At 71.7% G+C, this 14,080-nt stretch carries 16 protein-coding genes; 11 read left to right on the forward strand and 5 right to left on the reverse strand.

The genetic code is table 11. The annotated features are described in order from the left end of the window. Positions 1–30 precede the first annotated feature (30 nt). A complete protein-coding gene (locus ABD191_RS15845; protein ID WP_344082244.1) occupies positions 31–2,334 on the forward strand; it encodes a [protein-PII] uridylyltransferase in 2,304 nt (767 codons plus the stop codon). 3 nt (positions 2,335–2,337) lie between these two features. Here the strand turns inward: ABD191_RS15845 and ABD191_RS15850 are convergent, their stop codons facing one another. After that, complete coding sequence (locus ABD191_RS15850; protein WP_344082247.1) at positions 2,338–2,955, reverse strand: hypothetical protein; 618 nt, start codon at positions 2,953–2,955, stop codon at positions 2,338–2,340. A gap of 190 nt (positions 2,956–3,145) precedes the next feature. Here ABD191_RS15850 and ffh point away from each other — a divergent pair, with 190 nt between their 5' ends. Further along, a complete protein-coding gene (gene ffh / locus ABD191_RS15855; RefSeq protein WP_344082249.1) occupies positions 3,146–4,681 on the forward strand; it encodes a signal recognition particle protein in 1,536 nt (511 codons plus the stop codon). On the opposite strand, the gene ABD191_RS15860 is transcribed toward ffh, so the two are convergent. The 4 genes from ABD191_RS15860 to ABD191_RS15875 form a co-directional block, all read right to left on the reverse strand. Continuing rightward, complete coding sequence (locus ABD191_RS15860; RefSeq protein WP_344082251.1) at positions 4,682–5,350, reverse strand: hypothetical protein; 669 nt, start codon at positions 5,348–5,350, stop codon at positions 4,682–4,684. A gap of 280 nt (positions 5,351–5,630) precedes the next feature. Continuing rightward, positions 5,631–6,281 (reverse strand): ribonuclease FAU-1 family protein, encoded by a 651-nt coding sequence (locus tag ABD191_RS15865; RefSeq protein WP_344082253.1) that lies wholly within the window; start codon positions 6,279–6,281, stop codon positions 5,631–5,633. Positions 6,282–6,300: 19 nt separating this feature from the next. Beyond that, positions 6,301–6,879, reverse strand: a complete 579-nt coding sequence (locus tag ABD191_RS15870; RefSeq protein WP_344082255.1) for a P-loop nucleotide/nucleoside kinase family protein — start codon at positions 6,877–6,879, stop codon at positions 6,301–6,303. 132 nt (positions 6,880–7,011) lie between these two features. Beyond that, positions 7,012–8,091, reverse strand: a complete 1,080-nt coding sequence (locus ABD191_RS15875) for an amidohydrolase family protein (RefSeq protein ID WP_344082257.1) — start codon at positions 8,089–8,091, stop codon at positions 7,012–7,014. Positions 8,092–8,285: 194 nt separating this feature from the next. On the opposite strand from ABD191_RS15875, the gene rpsP reads away from it, so the two are divergent. The 9 genes from rpsP to ABD191_RS15920 all read left to right on the forward strand — a co-directional run bounded on the left by rpsP (position 8,286) and on the right by ABD191_RS15920 (position 14,066). Further along, positions 8,286–8,750, forward strand: a complete 465-nt coding sequence (rpsP, locus tag ABD191_RS15880; protein WP_344082259.1) for a 30S ribosomal protein S16 — start codon at positions 8,286–8,288, stop codon at positions 8,748–8,750. Position 8,751: 1 nt separating this feature from the next. Then, positions 8,752–8,985, forward strand: coding sequence for an RNA-binding protein (locus ABD191_RS15885; protein WP_344082261.1), 234 nt, complete (start codon positions 8,752–8,754; stop codon positions 8,983–8,985). Between the two features lie 6 nt (positions 8,986–8,991). After that, a complete protein-coding gene (gene rimM / locus ABD191_RS15890; RefSeq protein WP_344082263.1) occupies positions 8,992–9,501 on the forward strand; it encodes a ribosome maturation factor RimM in 510 nt (169 codons plus the stop codon). 12 nt (positions 9,502–9,513) lie between these two features. Then, positions 9,514–10,293, forward strand: a complete 780-nt coding sequence (gene trmD / locus ABD191_RS15895; protein WP_344082265.1) for a tRNA (guanosine(37)-N1)-methyltransferase TrmD — start codon at positions 9,514–9,516, stop codon at positions 10,291–10,293. A gap of 96 nt (positions 10,294–10,389) precedes the next feature. After that, positions 10,390–10,746 (forward strand): 50S ribosomal protein L19, encoded by a 357-nt coding sequence (rplS, locus tag ABD191_RS15900; protein ID WP_344082267.1) that lies wholly within the window; start codon positions 10,390–10,392, stop codon positions 10,744–10,746. Positions 10,747–11,352: 606 nt separating this feature from the next. Next, positions 11,353–12,159: a signal peptidase I gene (gene lepB / locus ABD191_RS15905; protein WP_344082365.1), complete on the forward strand. Its 807-nt coding sequence runs from the start codon at positions 11,353–11,355 to the stop codon at positions 12,157–12,159. Further along, positions 12,156–12,806 carry a signal peptidase I gene (lepB, locus tag ABD191_RS15910; protein WP_344082269.1) on the forward strand — a complete coding sequence of 217 codons (651 nt, stop codon included), beginning with the start codon at positions 12,156–12,158 and terminating at the stop codon, positions 12,804–12,806. Before lepB (ABD191_RS15905) ends, lepB (ABD191_RS15910) begins: the two co-directional genes overlap by 4 nt. A gap of 40 nt (positions 12,807–12,846) precedes the next feature. Continuing rightward, complete coding sequence (locus tag ABD191_RS15915) at positions 12,847–13,317, forward strand: NUDIX hydrolase (protein WP_344082271.1); 471 nt, start codon at positions 12,847–12,849, stop codon at positions 13,315–13,317. Further along, positions 13,317–14,066, forward strand: a complete 750-nt coding sequence (locus ABD191_RS15920; RefSeq protein WP_344082367.1) for a ribonuclease HII — start codon at positions 13,317–13,319, stop codon at positions 14,064–14,066. Before ABD191_RS15915 ends, ABD191_RS15920 begins: the two co-directional genes overlap by 1 nt. Positions 14,067–14,080 lie beyond the last annotated feature (14 nt).

The following is a 14,080-nucleotide window of genomic DNA, read 5'->3' on the forward strand; positions in this document are numbered from 1 at the left end:
CCGAACCCCGTGGAGTCCGACCCCAAATCCATGATCGGTCGAACCGGCGTTGGCGCCGCCGCACGCGAGCAGCGTGCGGCGGCGCTCGACGTCTGGCTCTCCGATCTGTTCGAAGCCGCGCTGTCGCAGGCCGGGGTGGGCGACGCCGCCGACCAGGTCGCCCTCGTCGCGCTCGGCGGCCTGGGCCGGGTGGAGATGGCGCCCTACGCCGACCTGGACCTCGTGCTCGTCCACCGGGGCGTCCGCGAGATCGGCGCCATCGCCGAGAAGATCTGGTATCCCATCTGGGACGCCGGGCTGACCCTCGACCACTCCGTACGCACCCTCGACGAGGCGCTCAGCGTCGCCGCCGAGGACACGAAGGCCGGGCTCGGCCTGCTCGACGGGCGCCACCTCACCGGGTCGGCGGACCTGACCGCGCAACTGCGCGACCTCACGCTCGCCCAGTGGCGCCAGAAGGCCCGCCACCACCTGCCCATGCTGCGCGAGCTGACCACGCACCGCTGGCGGGTGCAGGGCGAGCTGGCGTTCCTGCTCGACGGCGACATCAAGGAGGCCCGCGGCGGCCTGCGCGACGTGCGCGTCCTGCGCGGCGTCGGGTACGCCCAGGTCGCCGACGCCTGGCGGCCGCCCGTACGCGCCGCCTACACCCGCCTGCTCGACGCGCGCGACGCCCTGCACCTCGTCGCCGGCCGCCGCCGCGACCGCCTCTTCGCGCAGGACCTCGCCGAGGTCAGCGCCATGCTGGAGCTTCCCGGCGGTGGCGACGCGCTGCGCCGCCGGGTCACCGACGACGCCCGCGCGATCGCGTACGCCGTCGACGACGCCCTGCGGGCCGCGGAACGCTGGCTGGCCGTGCAGCGTCGCGGTCCGCGAAGGACAACCCCGGCCGTACGTGTGCCGGTCGCGCCCGACGTGGTCGCCCAGGACGGCGAGGTCGTCCTCGCCCGGGCGGCCGTCACCCCGATGGTCGACCCGACCCTGTCGCTGCGCGTGGCGGCGGCCGCGGCCCGCAACGGGCTGCGCATCTCGCCCGGCACCCTCGAATGGCTCGCCCGGCGCTGCCCGCCGCTGCCGCGCCCCTGGCCGGCGCCGGCGCGCGTGGCGTTCGCCCAGCTCCTCGGCTCCGGCCCGGCACTCGTCGAGACGTGGGAGGCCTGCGACCGGTTCGGGCTCGTCAGCACGTGGCTGCCCGAGTGGGCCCGCATCCGCAGCGCCCCGCAACACAACCCGGTCCACCGGTACACGCTCGACCGCCACCTCATCGAGACCGTCGGCCACGCCGCCCGCTTCGCCCGCGACGTCTCCCGCCCCGACCTGCTCAGCATCGGCGCCCTGCTGCACGACATCGGCAAGGGCCTGCCCGGCGACCACTCCATCGTCGGCGTCGACGTCGCGACGCGCCTGGCGTTGTCGATCGGGTTGCCGCAGTCGGACGCCGACGTCATCGGCACGCTCGTGCGCTGGCACCTGCTGCTGCCCGAGGTCGCCACCCGCCGCGACCTCGCCGACCCGGAGACGGTCCGCCACGTCGTCGACTGCGTACGCGACGTGGAGACCCTCGACCTGCTGCACGCCCTCAGCCGTGCCGACGCCGCCGCGACCGGCCCGGCCGCCTGGTCGGCCTGGAAGGAACGGCTCGTCGCCGACCTCGTCCACCGGGTCCGTACGGCGCTGGAGAGCGGCGTCGTGTCCCCGCCGCCGGCCACGGACGCCCGCTTCGCCGCCCTCGCCGCAGGCGCCCTGCCCGCGGTCGAACTGGCACCCGACCGGGTGGTCGTCGCCGCCCACGACCGGCCCGGCCTGCTCGCCGCCGTGGCCGGCTGCCTCACCCTGCACCGCCTCGACGTCGTGTCCGTGGACGCCACGACCGTGCCGGTGGGCGGCGACATCGACCGCGCGGTGGCGGTCGTGGTCTGCCGCGTGCAGCCCCGCGACGCGACCGGCCCGGACCGCGAACGCCTCGTCGGCGACGTGCGCCGCGCCGTCAGCGGCGAACTGCGGGTCGACGACGCCCTGGCCGCGCGCGCCCGGGCCAGCCGCCAGCGCTCCGCGAGCCGCGGCGGCACCCCACCCCCACCGCCGCGCGTCGTGTGGGCGGTCGACGGCGCCACGGACGCCACGATCCTCGAACTGCGCGCCGGCGACGACGTCGGACTGCTGTTCCGGATCGCCCGGGCGCTGGAGGAGACGGGCGCGGACATCCGGGCGGCCCGCATCTCGACCCTGGGGGCGGACGTCGTGGACGCGTTCTACCTCAACGGCGACTGGAGCGACCCGGACGCCCGCGCCCGCATCGAACGAGCCATGCTGGCGGCGGCGGCCCCGGGCTGACCCCTACGCGCCTCCGTGCAGCGTTGTGGCTGTTCCGCGCCGGCGGGTCCGCACTCTCCCGCTCGCCAATGTCGCGCTTTTGGTGGCGTGGAAGGCGCTCACCTTCGCCAAAGTCGCGCTTTTGGTGGCGTGTCCCACGCTCTCCCTCGCCATAGTCGTGCCTTTGGCGTGGCGCGGGCTGCTCGCCGTCGCCAAAGTCGTGCCTTTGGCGAGGTCGGGGTCGCTCGCCGCCGCCATAGTCGTGCTTTTGGTGAGGCGCGGGCCGCTTGCCGCCGCCAAAGTCATGCTTTTGGTGAGGCGCAGGCCGTTCGGGTTCGCCAAAGTCGTGCTTTTGGTGAGGCGCGGGCCGCTTGCCGCCGCCAAAGTCATGCTTTTGGTGAGGCGCAGGCCGTTCGGGTTCGCCATAGTCGTGCTTTTGGTGTGGCGCGGGCTGCTTGCCGTCGCCATAGTCGTGTCTTTGGCGTGGCGCGGGCTGCTTGCCGTCGCCATAGTCGTGTCTTTGGCGAGGTCGGGGTCGCGCGCCGCCGCCAAAGTCGTGCTTTTGGCGTGGCGCGGGCCGCTTGCCGCCGCCATAGTCATGCTTTTGGTGAGGTGCGGGCCGCTCGCCGTCGCCAAAGTCATGCCTTTGGCGGCTCGGCGGACTCCCTCCACCGGCCACATGCGCGCCCGGAGTGCCCGCCCTCCCGGGCGTACTCGTAATGATCTTGATCTTTGGGTACGGAGTCGGGGCGCGCGGCGGGCGGCGGCTACCCTGTGAGGGGGTCGGGCGCGTGCCGACCGAGCCGAATCAGACTTGTGGGGATAATCTGCCGTGTTTGACACGCTGAGCGACCGCCTGACCGGGATCTTCGCCAAGCTCAAGGGCAAGGGCCGGCTCACCGACGCTGACATCGACGCGACCGCGCGTGAGATCCGTCTCGCGCTGCTGGAGGCCGACGTCGCGCTGCCCGTGGTGAAGGCGTTCATCGCCCGGCTCAAGGAGCGCGCTCGCGGCGCGGACGTGCACGCGGCGCTCAACCCCGCCCAGCAGGTCATCAAGATCGTGCACGAGGAGCTGGTCAACGTCCTCGGCGGCGAGGCGCGGCGGTTGCAGTTCGCCAAGCACCCGCCGACCGTGATCATGCTCGCCGGTCTCCAGGGTTCCGGTAAGACGACGCTGGCCGGCAAGCTGGCCCGCCACCTCAAGGGCCTGGGCCACCAGCCGCTGCTCGTCGCATGTGACCTGCAGCGACCCAACGCGGTCAACCAGCTCCAGGTGCTCGGCGGCCGGGCGGGCGTCGAGGTGTACGCCCCGCAGCCGGGCAACGGCGTCGGCGATCCCGTCCAGGTCGCCAGGGACTCGATCGAGCACGCCCGGCGCACCATGCGCGACATCGTGATCGTCGACACCGCCGGCCGGTTGGGCATCGACGCCGAGATGATGCGGCAGGCGGCGAACATCCGCGACGCGGTGCAGCCCGACGAGGTCATCTTCGTCATCGACGCCATGGTCGGTCAGGACGCGGTGGCCACGGCCGAGGCCTTCCGCGACGGCGTCGGCATCACCGGCGTCGTGCTCTCCAAGCTCGACGGCGACGCGCGCGGCGGTGCCGCCCTGTCCGTCCGCGAGGTCACCGGCTCGCCGATCCTGTTCGCCTCGACCGGCGAGAAGTTGGAGGACTTCGACGTCTTCCACCCCGACCGGATGGCCAGCCGGATCCTCGGCATGGGCGACATGCTCACGCTCATCGAGCAGGCCGAGTCGGCGTTCGACGCCGACCAGAAGGAGAAGATGGCCGCCAAGCTCATGGGCGGCCAGACCTTCACCCTGGACGACTTCCTCGACCAGCTCATCGCCGTACGCCGGATGGGTCCCATCAGCAACCTGCTCGGCATGCTGCCCGGCATGGGTCAGATGAAGGACCAGCTAGCCGAGCTGGACGACAAGCACTTCGACAAGGTCACCGCGATCATCCGGTCGATGACCCCCGGCGAGCGCAACGACCCGAAGATCATCAACGGCTCGCGCCGCCTGCGCATCGCCAACGGTTCCGGCGTCACCGTCATGGACGTCAACCAGCTGCTCAACCGCTTCGCCGACGCGCAGAAGATGATGAAGCAGATGGGCCCGATGATGGGCATGCCCGGCCGCCGCAAGGCCACGAAGTCGCCCAAGAACAAGCGCAAGGGCGGCAAGGGCTCGGGCGGCCGTCCCGGGCGCGCCGCGCTGCCGGGCGGCATGCCCCCCGGCATGCCGCAGTTGCCGCCGGGCCTGGACCCGGGCGCCCTGGACGGAGCCGGCGGCCTGCCGCCCGGCCTGAAGCTGCCGAACCTCGACTTCTCGAAGTACAAGAGGCCGGAGAAGTAGCTACCGGCCCGTCGTGGTCAGGAACCCGATCACGGCGGCACCCCACCACGCGGCCTGGGACACGGCCGAGATGCTCGCCGCCCGGAGGAAAATCCTCATGGGTACCTTCGGGGAGGCCGCGGCCGGCGCGACCGCCTCGGGGGGCGCGCCCACCTCGAGGGCGACGGCGGCGTCCGGGTTCACCCGCCGCCCGGCCGCGTGCCGGCCCAGGCTCGCGGTGTGCTCGTCGAGCAGCCCGCGCAGGTCGTGGCCCAGGCGCCGGGCGCGTACGCCGTTGAGGCCCACCACGAGCACCAGGGCCATCTTGACGGCCGTGAGCGGGCGGGCCAGGTTCGGGCCGAGCAGCAGGCCGCTGCCGGCCAGCCCGACGAGGCCCAGCCAGATGAGCGGATCGAGGGTGAGAGCCAGGGTGGTGACCCGCTCCAGCGTCGTACGCCGGGCAAGCCAGGCGAGGCTGTAGAGCTCGACGCAGAGCACCGCGCCGAACCCGACGGCGAGGCTGATCAGGTGGGCGAACAGCGCGTATGGCCGGATGGCGTCGCCCGGCCGCACCAGCAGCGCCGTGCCGACCACGGCGAGCCAGGCGGCCACCACGAAACCGGCATGGCCAACTCGCCAGCGCACCGGCGCCGGCGTGGCGATGAGTGCGCGTTCGGTCGCGGTCGACATGGGTCACCTCTACGGATAGGCGTTCATGAATTCTGAGCGCCCGCTGAAGACGGCGAGAAGTCTCTGACTGATCAGACAGTGGGTGCGCGATCGGGTTTGCGCAGGGCGGCGGGGCTAAGGCCCAAGACCAGGTCCTGGAACTTACAGAATTGAATACATCAATGCAGCTCACCAGCCTGGAATGACCCCAGAAAACAGCCGGCCAATGAAAGCGCCAAAGGGCAGTTACCTACCGAATGGGATGCCGAATTCGGTAGGGCCATTCTCGGCGGCGGACTTCCTACGCGCGTGGCCTGTCCCAGCCTGCCGGTAGGGAGGTCGGCGCCGTCCACGATGGGGACGGGCGGAAGTCGCAGCCCGTGCCGTCGAAGGGGAAGGCGGCCGACTCGATGAGGCCCACGACCCGTTTTCCCTCCGCCCACACCGACTCGGGGTCGTCGACCCAGTAGATGTCCGGGTGGGCGAGGTGGTCGGCGAACTCGTCCTCGTCCTTCCACCGCCAGGTGCGATCGGGCGCCACGACGATGTCGAGGTCCTGGTCGACCGTGTCGATGCCGGCCGCCGCGCCGTCGTCCCACCGCGTGACCGGCTCCTCCAGGTTGACGTACCAGCCCGTGAAGTCCCCGGTCGGGGAGAAGAAGAACCACAGCGAGTACGCCCCGGCGCGCGGGTGCAGCATGAGCACGTCGTTGCGCCAGGTCAACGACTTCAGCGCCTTCCCGGTGCGTCCCCACTCGCCGAACGGAACCTCGCGGAAGGCGCGCCCGTCGGCAGCCCCGATGTCGCGGTAGTCGCTGCCCGTGGCGATCCAGAGCCACAGTCCGGTGTCGTCGTCGGCGGCGACCCGGCCGGCCCACACGCGGGCGAGCAGGTTGTCGCGCATGAAGTGGCGCCGCAGCACCAACCGGCCCGCGGGCCATGTCCCCGTCACGAGCGCGGAGTTTAGCCGCCTACCGTGACGCGGACGTTCCGCCGGCGAGCACCCGGTCGCGCACCTCGGCCGCCAGGGCGTCGATGTCGACCTCACGGGTGGTGTCGACCTGGAGGACGTCACCGAACGCCAGCGGGCCGGCCTCGGCCTGCCAGGTGGCCCACTTGCGGTCGAGGCCGACCTGTTGGCCGTGGATGGGGTGGCGGCTGGGGGCGCGGGCCTCGAAGCGGCGCCGGGCGAGGGCAGCGGGCACCTCGCACCAGATCTCCAGGATGTCCGCGGGCGCCACGTTGGCCCGGCGCAGCCCGCGCACGACGAGGTCCCGGGTGTTGGGCAGCCAGGCGCTGTCGCAGATAGCGCCGCCGTTCGCGTGGCGCAGCAGCGCCCACATGGTCTCCGTGGCCGCGGCGCCGAGCGCCTGGTTCCACGCCGGCTGGGGGCGTTCGTCGGGCGCGTCGACGCCGAGCACGTCGGCGTGCGCCTCCTTGATGACGTCCTTGCTGAACAAGGGCAGGCGCAGCAGGCGGGACAGGCCGCGCCCGAGGGTCGTCTTACCGGCGCCGGGCAGGCCGTTGATGAGGATCACCGGCCGGCTCACGCGGGCGCGCCATCCGGCCGAGGTCCGCCCATATGTGGCCTGCGTTGTCTCCATTCCGGCATGGCGCACACCTCCGGCGACCATGCTTTCACAGAGAGTGGTGTGCGAGGTGCCCCAAATATCGAAGTGGGGCTATCGAATAACGCGTCCGCGCAAGATGATGCGCGAGGGGGCGCGGACGACCCCGAGATCGCGACGGGGGTCGCTCGGGTACGCGACCAGGTCGGCCAGCCCGCCCTCCACGAGGCCCGGGAAGCCGAGCCACGCCCGGGCGCCCCAGGACGCGGCGGCCAGCACGTCGGGCGCGCTCATGCCGGCGGCCGAGTTCAGCATGATCATCTCGTCCGCGGCGCGTCCGTGCATGATGCCGCCGCCCGCGTCACTGCCGACGAAGATGGGCACCCCGGCGGCGTACGCGTCGGCGACCACCCGCGCGTGGCGGTCGCGCAGCGCGAGCATGTGCCGCGCGTACCCCGGGAATTTGTCCTTCGCCCGCTCCGCGATGGAGCCGAACGTCGCGATGTTGATCATCGTGGGCACGAGCGCGGTGCCGCGCGCGGCCATCTCGGCGATGTCGTCGCCCGACAGGCCGGTGCCGTGCTCGACCGAGTCGACCCCGGCCCGCACCAGCGCGGCGACCGACTCCTCGGCGAACGTGTGCACCGCCACCCGGGCGCCCGCCGCGTGCGCCGCGGCCACCGCGTCGGCCATCGCGGCGGCGTCCCAGGCGGGCGCCAGGTCGCCGGCCTCGCGGGAGATCCAGTCCCCGACCAGCTTGACCCACCCGGTGCCCAGCCCGGCCTGCTCCCGCACGGCCGCCGCCACCCGGTCGTCGCCCACCTCGACGCCGATGTCGCGCAGGTAGCGGCGCGGCGCCGCGACGTGTCGCCCCGCGCGGGCCAGCCGCGGCACGTCGGGATCATGATCCAATTCGGGGTACGGGTAGGGCGAGCCGGCGTCGCGGATCGCCAGCACGCCGGCGTCCCGATCGACCGTGGCGAGTTTGCGGGCCTCGGCGACGGACTCGATCGGCGCGCCCCCGGGCCGGATGCCGATGTGGCAGTGCGCGTCGACGAGCCCGGGGAGGATGAACCCGCCGTCGACCACCGTGGTGGCGCCGGCCACCGGGGTCAGGCTGACCCGATCGCCGACCAGCCACAGATCACGGGTCTCGTCCTCGGGAAGCAGGACGCCGCGCACATGCAGGGCCATAACGCCACTTCTCCTGTCCTGGGCCGCCTGCGTTCGAGTCGTCCCGTCCGATCTGGCAGAATAGTTCGCTGGTATCCGACGAGCCGTCCGCGCCCTCTACCCGGCCGGCGCGTCAGTCCACGAGTAGCCAACGCACCCAACCCCACGGGCGCGGGAAGCACGCTCAGCTTTACCAACTCAGGAGCGAAAAAACCGTGGCCGTTCGTATCCGGCTTCTGCGGATGGGCAAGATCCGCAACCCGCAGTACCGCATCGTCGTCGCCGACTCCCGCACCAAGCGGGACGGTCGGGCGATCGAGCAGGTCGGTCTCTACCACCCGAAGGAGGAGCCCTCGCGCATCGAGGTCAACTCCGAGCGGGTGCAGCACTGGCTCTCCGTCGGCGCCCAGCCGAGCGAGCCCGTCGTGGCGATCCTCTCCAAGACCGGTGACTGGCAGAAGTTCAAGGGCCTGCCGGCTCCGGCCGAGCCGCTGAAGGTCGCCGCGCCGAAGGCCAGCCGCACCGCGACGTACGAGGCCGAGGCGCAGGCCGCCGCCGGTCTCGCCGCCGAGGCGCCGAAGGCCAAGAAGGAGGCCCCGGCCAAGAAGAAGGCTGCCGAGGCTCCGGCCGAGGCCGCGTCCGAGGAGCAGGCCGTTGCCGACGCCGGTGCGGAGAGCTGACGTGGCGCTCCGGCCGGCACTGGAGCACCTGGTTAAGGGCATCGTCACCCACCCCGACGACGTCCGCGTACGCATGATCGACGGTCGGCGTGGGCAGCGTCTCGAGGTCCGGGTGCACCCCGAGGACCTGGGCACCGTGATCGGTCGCGGCGGTCGTACCGCCAAGGCCCTCCGGCAGGTGATCACCTCGGTCGGTGGCCGGGGCGTGCGGGTCGACATCGTCGACGCGTACTGATCTCCGATGCTTGTGGTGGTCGGGCGCGTCGGGCGCCCGCACGGCATCCGCGGGGAAGTCTCCGTGGAGCCGCGCACGGACGAGCCCGAGGCGCGCTTCGCCGCCGGGTCGGTGCTCATCACCGATCCGGCGCCGGCCGGCCCGCTGACGGTCGCCAGCGCGCGGCCGCATCAGGGCTGGCTGCTGGTGGCCTTCGAGGGCATCGCGGACCGCACGGTCGCCGAGGGGCTGCGGGGCGTGCTGCTGTGCGTCGACACGGCGGATCTGCCCGAGCCGTCCGATCCGGACGAGTTTCTCGATCACCAGCTGATCGGGCTCACGGCCGTCGACGTCGCGGGGGACAAGCTCGGCGAGGTGGTCCGCGTCGAGCACGCACCGGCGAGCGACCTGCTGCACGTGCGACTGACCGGTGGCAAGACGGTTCTCGTGCCGTTCGTGAAGGCGATCGTCCCCGAGGTCGACATCGCGGCCGGGCGGGTCGTGCTGACCCCGCCCGATGGCTTATTTGATCTTTAGTGAGGGTTCCGGATGCGCGCGGACATCGTGACGATCTTCCCGGAGTACCTCGCCCCGCTGGACCTGTCGCTCATCGGCAAGGCGCGGTCCGCCGGCCTGCTCGACGTCGCCGTGCACGACCTGCGGGACTGGACCCACGACGTGCACCGCACGGTGGACGACACCCCGTACGGCGGTGGTCCGGGCATGGTCATGCGGCCCGAGCCGTGGGGCGAGGCGCTGGACGCGGTGTTTCCCCCGGGCGCGCACCTGGTCGTGCCGAGCCCGGCCGGGGCCCTGTTCACCCAGCGGACGGCCCACGAACTGGCGGCCGAGTCGCACCTGGTCTTCGCCTGCGGCCGGTACGAGGGCATCGACCAGCGCGTCCTCGACGAGGCCGCCGCGCGCGGGCGGGTGAGCGAGATCTCCCTGGGCGACTACGTGCTCTTCGGCGGCGAGGTCGCCGTACTCGTGATCATGGAGGCGGTGACCCGGCTGCTGCCGGGCGTGCTCGGCAACGCGGACTCCCTGGTCGACGAGTCGCACGCGGACGGGCTGCTGGAGACCCCGGTCTACACCAAGCCGGCCGTGTGGCGCGGGCGCGAGGTGCCGGACGTCCTCCGGTCGGGCGACCACGGCCGCATCGCGCGCTGGCGGCGGGCGGCGGCGCTCACCCGCACGGCGCAGCGCCGGCCCGACCTGCTGGCCGCGCTCGACCCCGCTAAGCTGAGCAAGCACGATGTGACGACGCTGACTTCGGCCGGCTATCCGGTACCCGGATTTCCGGTAACAGAGGTCGATGTGGCAAAGTAGTGGGGTTGCCGCAGGTGGCTTGCTCCGCCGCGCGCCAGTTTCACCCAAGACCGTTTTCCGCGCGGTACCGCCGCGCCGTGAGCCCTAGGACATGCGATGAACACCCTGGACGCCCTCGACGCCCAGTCGCTGCGGACCGACCTGCCCGGGTTCGCCGCCGGCGACACGCTCAAGGTGCACGTGCGGGTTGTCGAGGGCAACCGTTCCCGGATCCAGATCTTCCAGGGCGTCGTCATCCGTCGCCAGGGCTCGGGTCTGCGGGAGACCTTCACGATCCGCAAGGTCAGCTTCGGCGTCGGCGTCGAGCGGACCTACCCGCTCAACAGCCCCGCCCTCGACCGGATCGAGGTCGTGACGCGCGGTGACGTGCGTCGCGCCAAGCTCTACTACCTGCGCGAGCTCCGTGGCAAGAAGGCCAAGATCAAGGAGCGCCGCGAGAAGCAGCCCGCCTGATCACCGTGATTCGCTCGACGGCCCCCGGACTTCGGTCCGGGGGCCGTTTCGCGTCGGTTGTTTCACGGGATGGCGGTCGCTGACCGGTGGTGTTTCGGAAAATGATCTCACGTCCACCACTGAGGCGGATGTCGCTACGGCGCGCAGCCAACTACCCTGATTCCCGTGATGGACGGCAAGCTCGACAGCTCGGACCGCGGGGACGACGCGGCCTATCCCGGCGCGCCGGGTGGCTACGGCGCCGCTGGCTACCCGAGCCACGGTCCGGGGCAGTACGGCTATCCGCCGCCGGGCCCGCAGCCGCCCACCAGCGGTCGTCGTCCGGAATACCCGCCCCAGGGTGGCGTGCCCGCCAGCCCGCCCGTCTACGGCTCGCCCAGACCGCCGAGCGCCCCCACCGGGGGCAGCTATCCGGCCGGCGGGCGTGGCTACCCGCCGGCCGGTCCGTCGTACCCCGAGGGTGGGGGAGCGCGGGACCGCGGCCTGCCGCCCTACGAGCCCGAGCGCCGGCCGTCCCGGATCGCCCGGAAGGTCAACTACGACGAGGACGGCCGGCACGCCGCGCGTCGCGAGCCGCCGTCGAAGCGGCCGCGCAGCCGGGGCCCCATGCCGCTGTTCCTGGAACTGCCCCTGCTGCTCGTCGTGGCGTTCTGCCTCGCGGTGCTCATCCGCACCTTCCTCGTGCAGGCCTTCTACATCCCGTCCGGCTCCATGGAGAACACGCTCGCCATCGACGACCGGGTGCTGGTCAACAAGGTCGTCTACGGGGTGCGCGGCATCAAGCGCGGCGAGATCATCGTTTTCAAGGGCGACGGCGGCTGGAAGCACGAGACGCCGATCGAGCAGCCGACCACGAAACTCGGCCGGCTCGGGCAGGTGCTCAGCGACCTCATCGGCCTGAGCCAGCCCCAGGAGAAGGACTTCATCAAGCGGGTCATCGGGCTGCCGGGTGACAAGATCTCCTGTTGTGACGACCAGGGACGGGTCGTCGTCAACGGCCAGCCGATCGACGAGCCCTACGTCTACGAGCCGTCGCAGCTGGTCGACCCGAATCAGCAGCACTCCTGCATGGTGCGCAACATCGACGAGATCCAGGTGCCGCCCGGCCAGCTGTTCGTGATGGGCGACCATCGGTTGATCTCCTCGGACTCGCGGTGCAGCGGCACGGTGGCGATCAAGGACGTCATCGGCCGGGCCTTCCTCGTGGTGTGGCCCAAGAAACACTGGGGGGTGCTGGAGACGCCGGACACCTTCGCGAACGTCCCCGACACGTTCGCGGCGCCCGCGGGTCCGCTGCCGAGCGTCGACACCACCGCGTTCGGGGTATTCGGTTTGCCGATTCTCGCGTCTTTGGCGATATCGGCGCGTTCGGCACGTATCTATCGGACGCGAGGTCGTAGGCTGCCATGGTGATTGACGAGCAACCCGCCGCCAAGCCCCGTACGCCCTTCTGGCGCGAGCTGCCCATCCTGCTCGGCGTCGCCATCGTCGTCGCCATCGTGGTGCGGGCCTTCGTCCTACAGACGTTCTTCATCCCGTCCGAGTCGATGGAGAACACCCTCAACATCAACGACCGGGTGCTCGTCAACAAGCTGGTCTACAACTTCCGCGACCCTCACCGGGGCGAGATCATCGTGTTCAAGGCGCCGATGCAGTGGCGCTCCGACCCGAACGAGGAAGACTTCATCAAGCGGGTCATCGGCGAGCCCGGCGACCACATCGTGTGCTGCGACGCGCAGAACCGGATCACGGTCAACGGCAAGGCGCTCGACGAGACGCCGTACCTGTACTCGGACGCCCAGGGCACCGACGAGCCGAGCGACACGAAGTTCGATGTGGTGGTCCCGCCCGGACGCCTGTGGGTCATGGGTGATCACCGGTCGCACTCCGGCGACTCGCACGAGCTGTGGAAACGCACCAACGGCGACGCCACGGCGTCCACCATCCCGATCGAATCGGTCGTGGGACGGGCGTTCGTGCTGTTCTGGCCGTTCACCTCGGCGACGTGGTTGACGGTTCCGTCCACATTCGACGGGATCCCGGCGCCCGCGGGCGGTTGACAGCTGTCGCTGTCGGGGCGGCCGGCTAGGCTGTGCGATCGTGAGCGAGCGTAGCGAGCGGACCCGGCGCCGGGCTGCGCGCGTCCTGCTGCTCGACGCCGCCGGACGGGTGCTCCTCCTGCACGGATGTGACCCTCACCGGCCCAATCACACGTACTGGTTCACGGTCGGCGGCGGCCTCGGCGACGGCGAGAGCTTCCGCGACGCGGCCGTGCGCGAGCTGCGCGAGGAGACCGGGCTCGCGCTGGCCGCGGCCGAGCTGACCGGGCCGGTGTGGCGCCAGGTGACGGAGTTCCCATTCGCGGGGGAGTGGTACGAGCAGGAGCAGGAGTTCTTCGTGGCCCACGCGCCCGAGGCCTCCTGGACGTTCAGCCGCGCCGGGTTCGACGAGATCGAGTCCGCGTACATTGACAATTACGGCTGGTGGTCGGTCGCCGAGCTGGCCGCCACCGACGAGCGGTACTACCCGGCGGAGCTGGCCGACGTGCTGCGGGAGATCCTGGAGGCGTGATGCTGCCGCCGTCGCGTACGGTGATCCGCCGGGATGGCGGGCTCTACGCGCTGGAGCGCGCCCTGCAGCGGCGGGGCTTCGGCCTGGTGGCCGGGGCCGACGAGGCGGGCCGCGGGGCCTGCGCCGGCCCGCTCGTGGTGGCCGCCGCGATCCTGCCGGAGGGCCGCCGGGGCGAGGTGCCCGGCCTGGCCGACTCCAAGCTGCTCACCCCCGCCGCCCGCGAGCGGGTGTACGACGAGGTCATGGCCCGTGCGCTCGCCACCGCCGTGATCGTCATCCCGCCGGCCGAGGTCGACGCCCGCGGCCTGCACGTGAGCAACCTCGTCGGGATGCGGCGGGCCCTTGCCGGCCTGGCGGTACGCCCGGATTATGTCCTCACCGACGGTTTCCGCGTCGACGGCCTGGGCGTGCCCGGCCTCGCGGTGTGGAAAGGTGATCAGGTGGCCGCCTGCGTCGCCGCGGCGAGCGTGCTCGCTAAGGTGACCCGGGACCGGATGATGGTTGAGCTGGACCGGGAATTTCCGGCGTACGGGTTCGCCGTGCACAAGGGTTATGCGACCGCGGAGCACGCTGCGGCGCTGGATGCGCATGGTGCCTGCGAGCATCACCGTTTCTCGTACGCGAATGTCGCGGCGGTGGGCGTGGGTGGAGCGGCCAGGCGCGGTACGGTCGGCGTGGCGGCCGTCGCCGCGAGCGCCGGGCGCGTGCTCGTGGGCGAGAATGAGGACGGTAGGAAGGGCGGTTCGTGATGAGGGCCAGGGGC

The organism is Luedemannella helvata, assembly GCF_039528415.1.
Lineage (GTDB): Bacteria > Actinomycetota > Actinomycetes > Mycobacteriales > Micromonosporaceae > Luedemannella > Luedemannella helvata.

Coding starts and splice junctions, on each gene's coding strand:
- ABD191_RS15845 (WP_344082244.1), top strand. CDS start 31: ATGATCGGTCGAACCGGCGTTGGCGCCGCCGCACGCGAGCAGCGTGCG.
- ABD191_RS15850 (WP_344082247.1), bottom strand. CDS start 2,955: ATGACTTTGGCGACGGCGAGCGGCCCGCACCTCACCAAAAGCATGACT.
- ABD191_RS15860 (WP_344082251.1), bottom strand. CDS start 5,350: ATGTCGACCGCGACCGAACGCGCACTCATCGCCACGCCGGCGCCGGTG.
- ABD191_RS15875 (WP_344082257.1), bottom strand. CDS start 8,091: ATGGCCCTGCATGTGCGCGGCGTCCTGCTTCCCGAGGACGAGACCCGT.
- rimM (WP_344082263.1), top strand. CDS start 8,992: ATGCTTGTGGTGGTCGGGCGCGTCGGGCGCCCGCACGGCATCCGCGGG.
- trmD (WP_344082265.1), top strand. CDS start 9,514: ATGCGCGCGGACATCGTGACGATCTTCCCGGAGTACCTCGCCCCGCTG.
- rplS (WP_344082267.1), top strand. CDS start 10,390: ATGAACACCCTGGACGCCCTCGACGCCCAGTCGCTGCGGACCGACCTG.
- lepB (WP_344082365.1), top strand. CDS start 11,353: ATGCCGCTGTTCCTGGAACTGCCCCTGCTGCTCGTCGTGGCGTTCTGC.
- ABD191_RS15920 (WP_344082367.1), top strand. CDS start 13,317: ATGCTGCCGCCGTCGCGTACGGTGATCCGCCGGGATGGCGGGCTCTAC.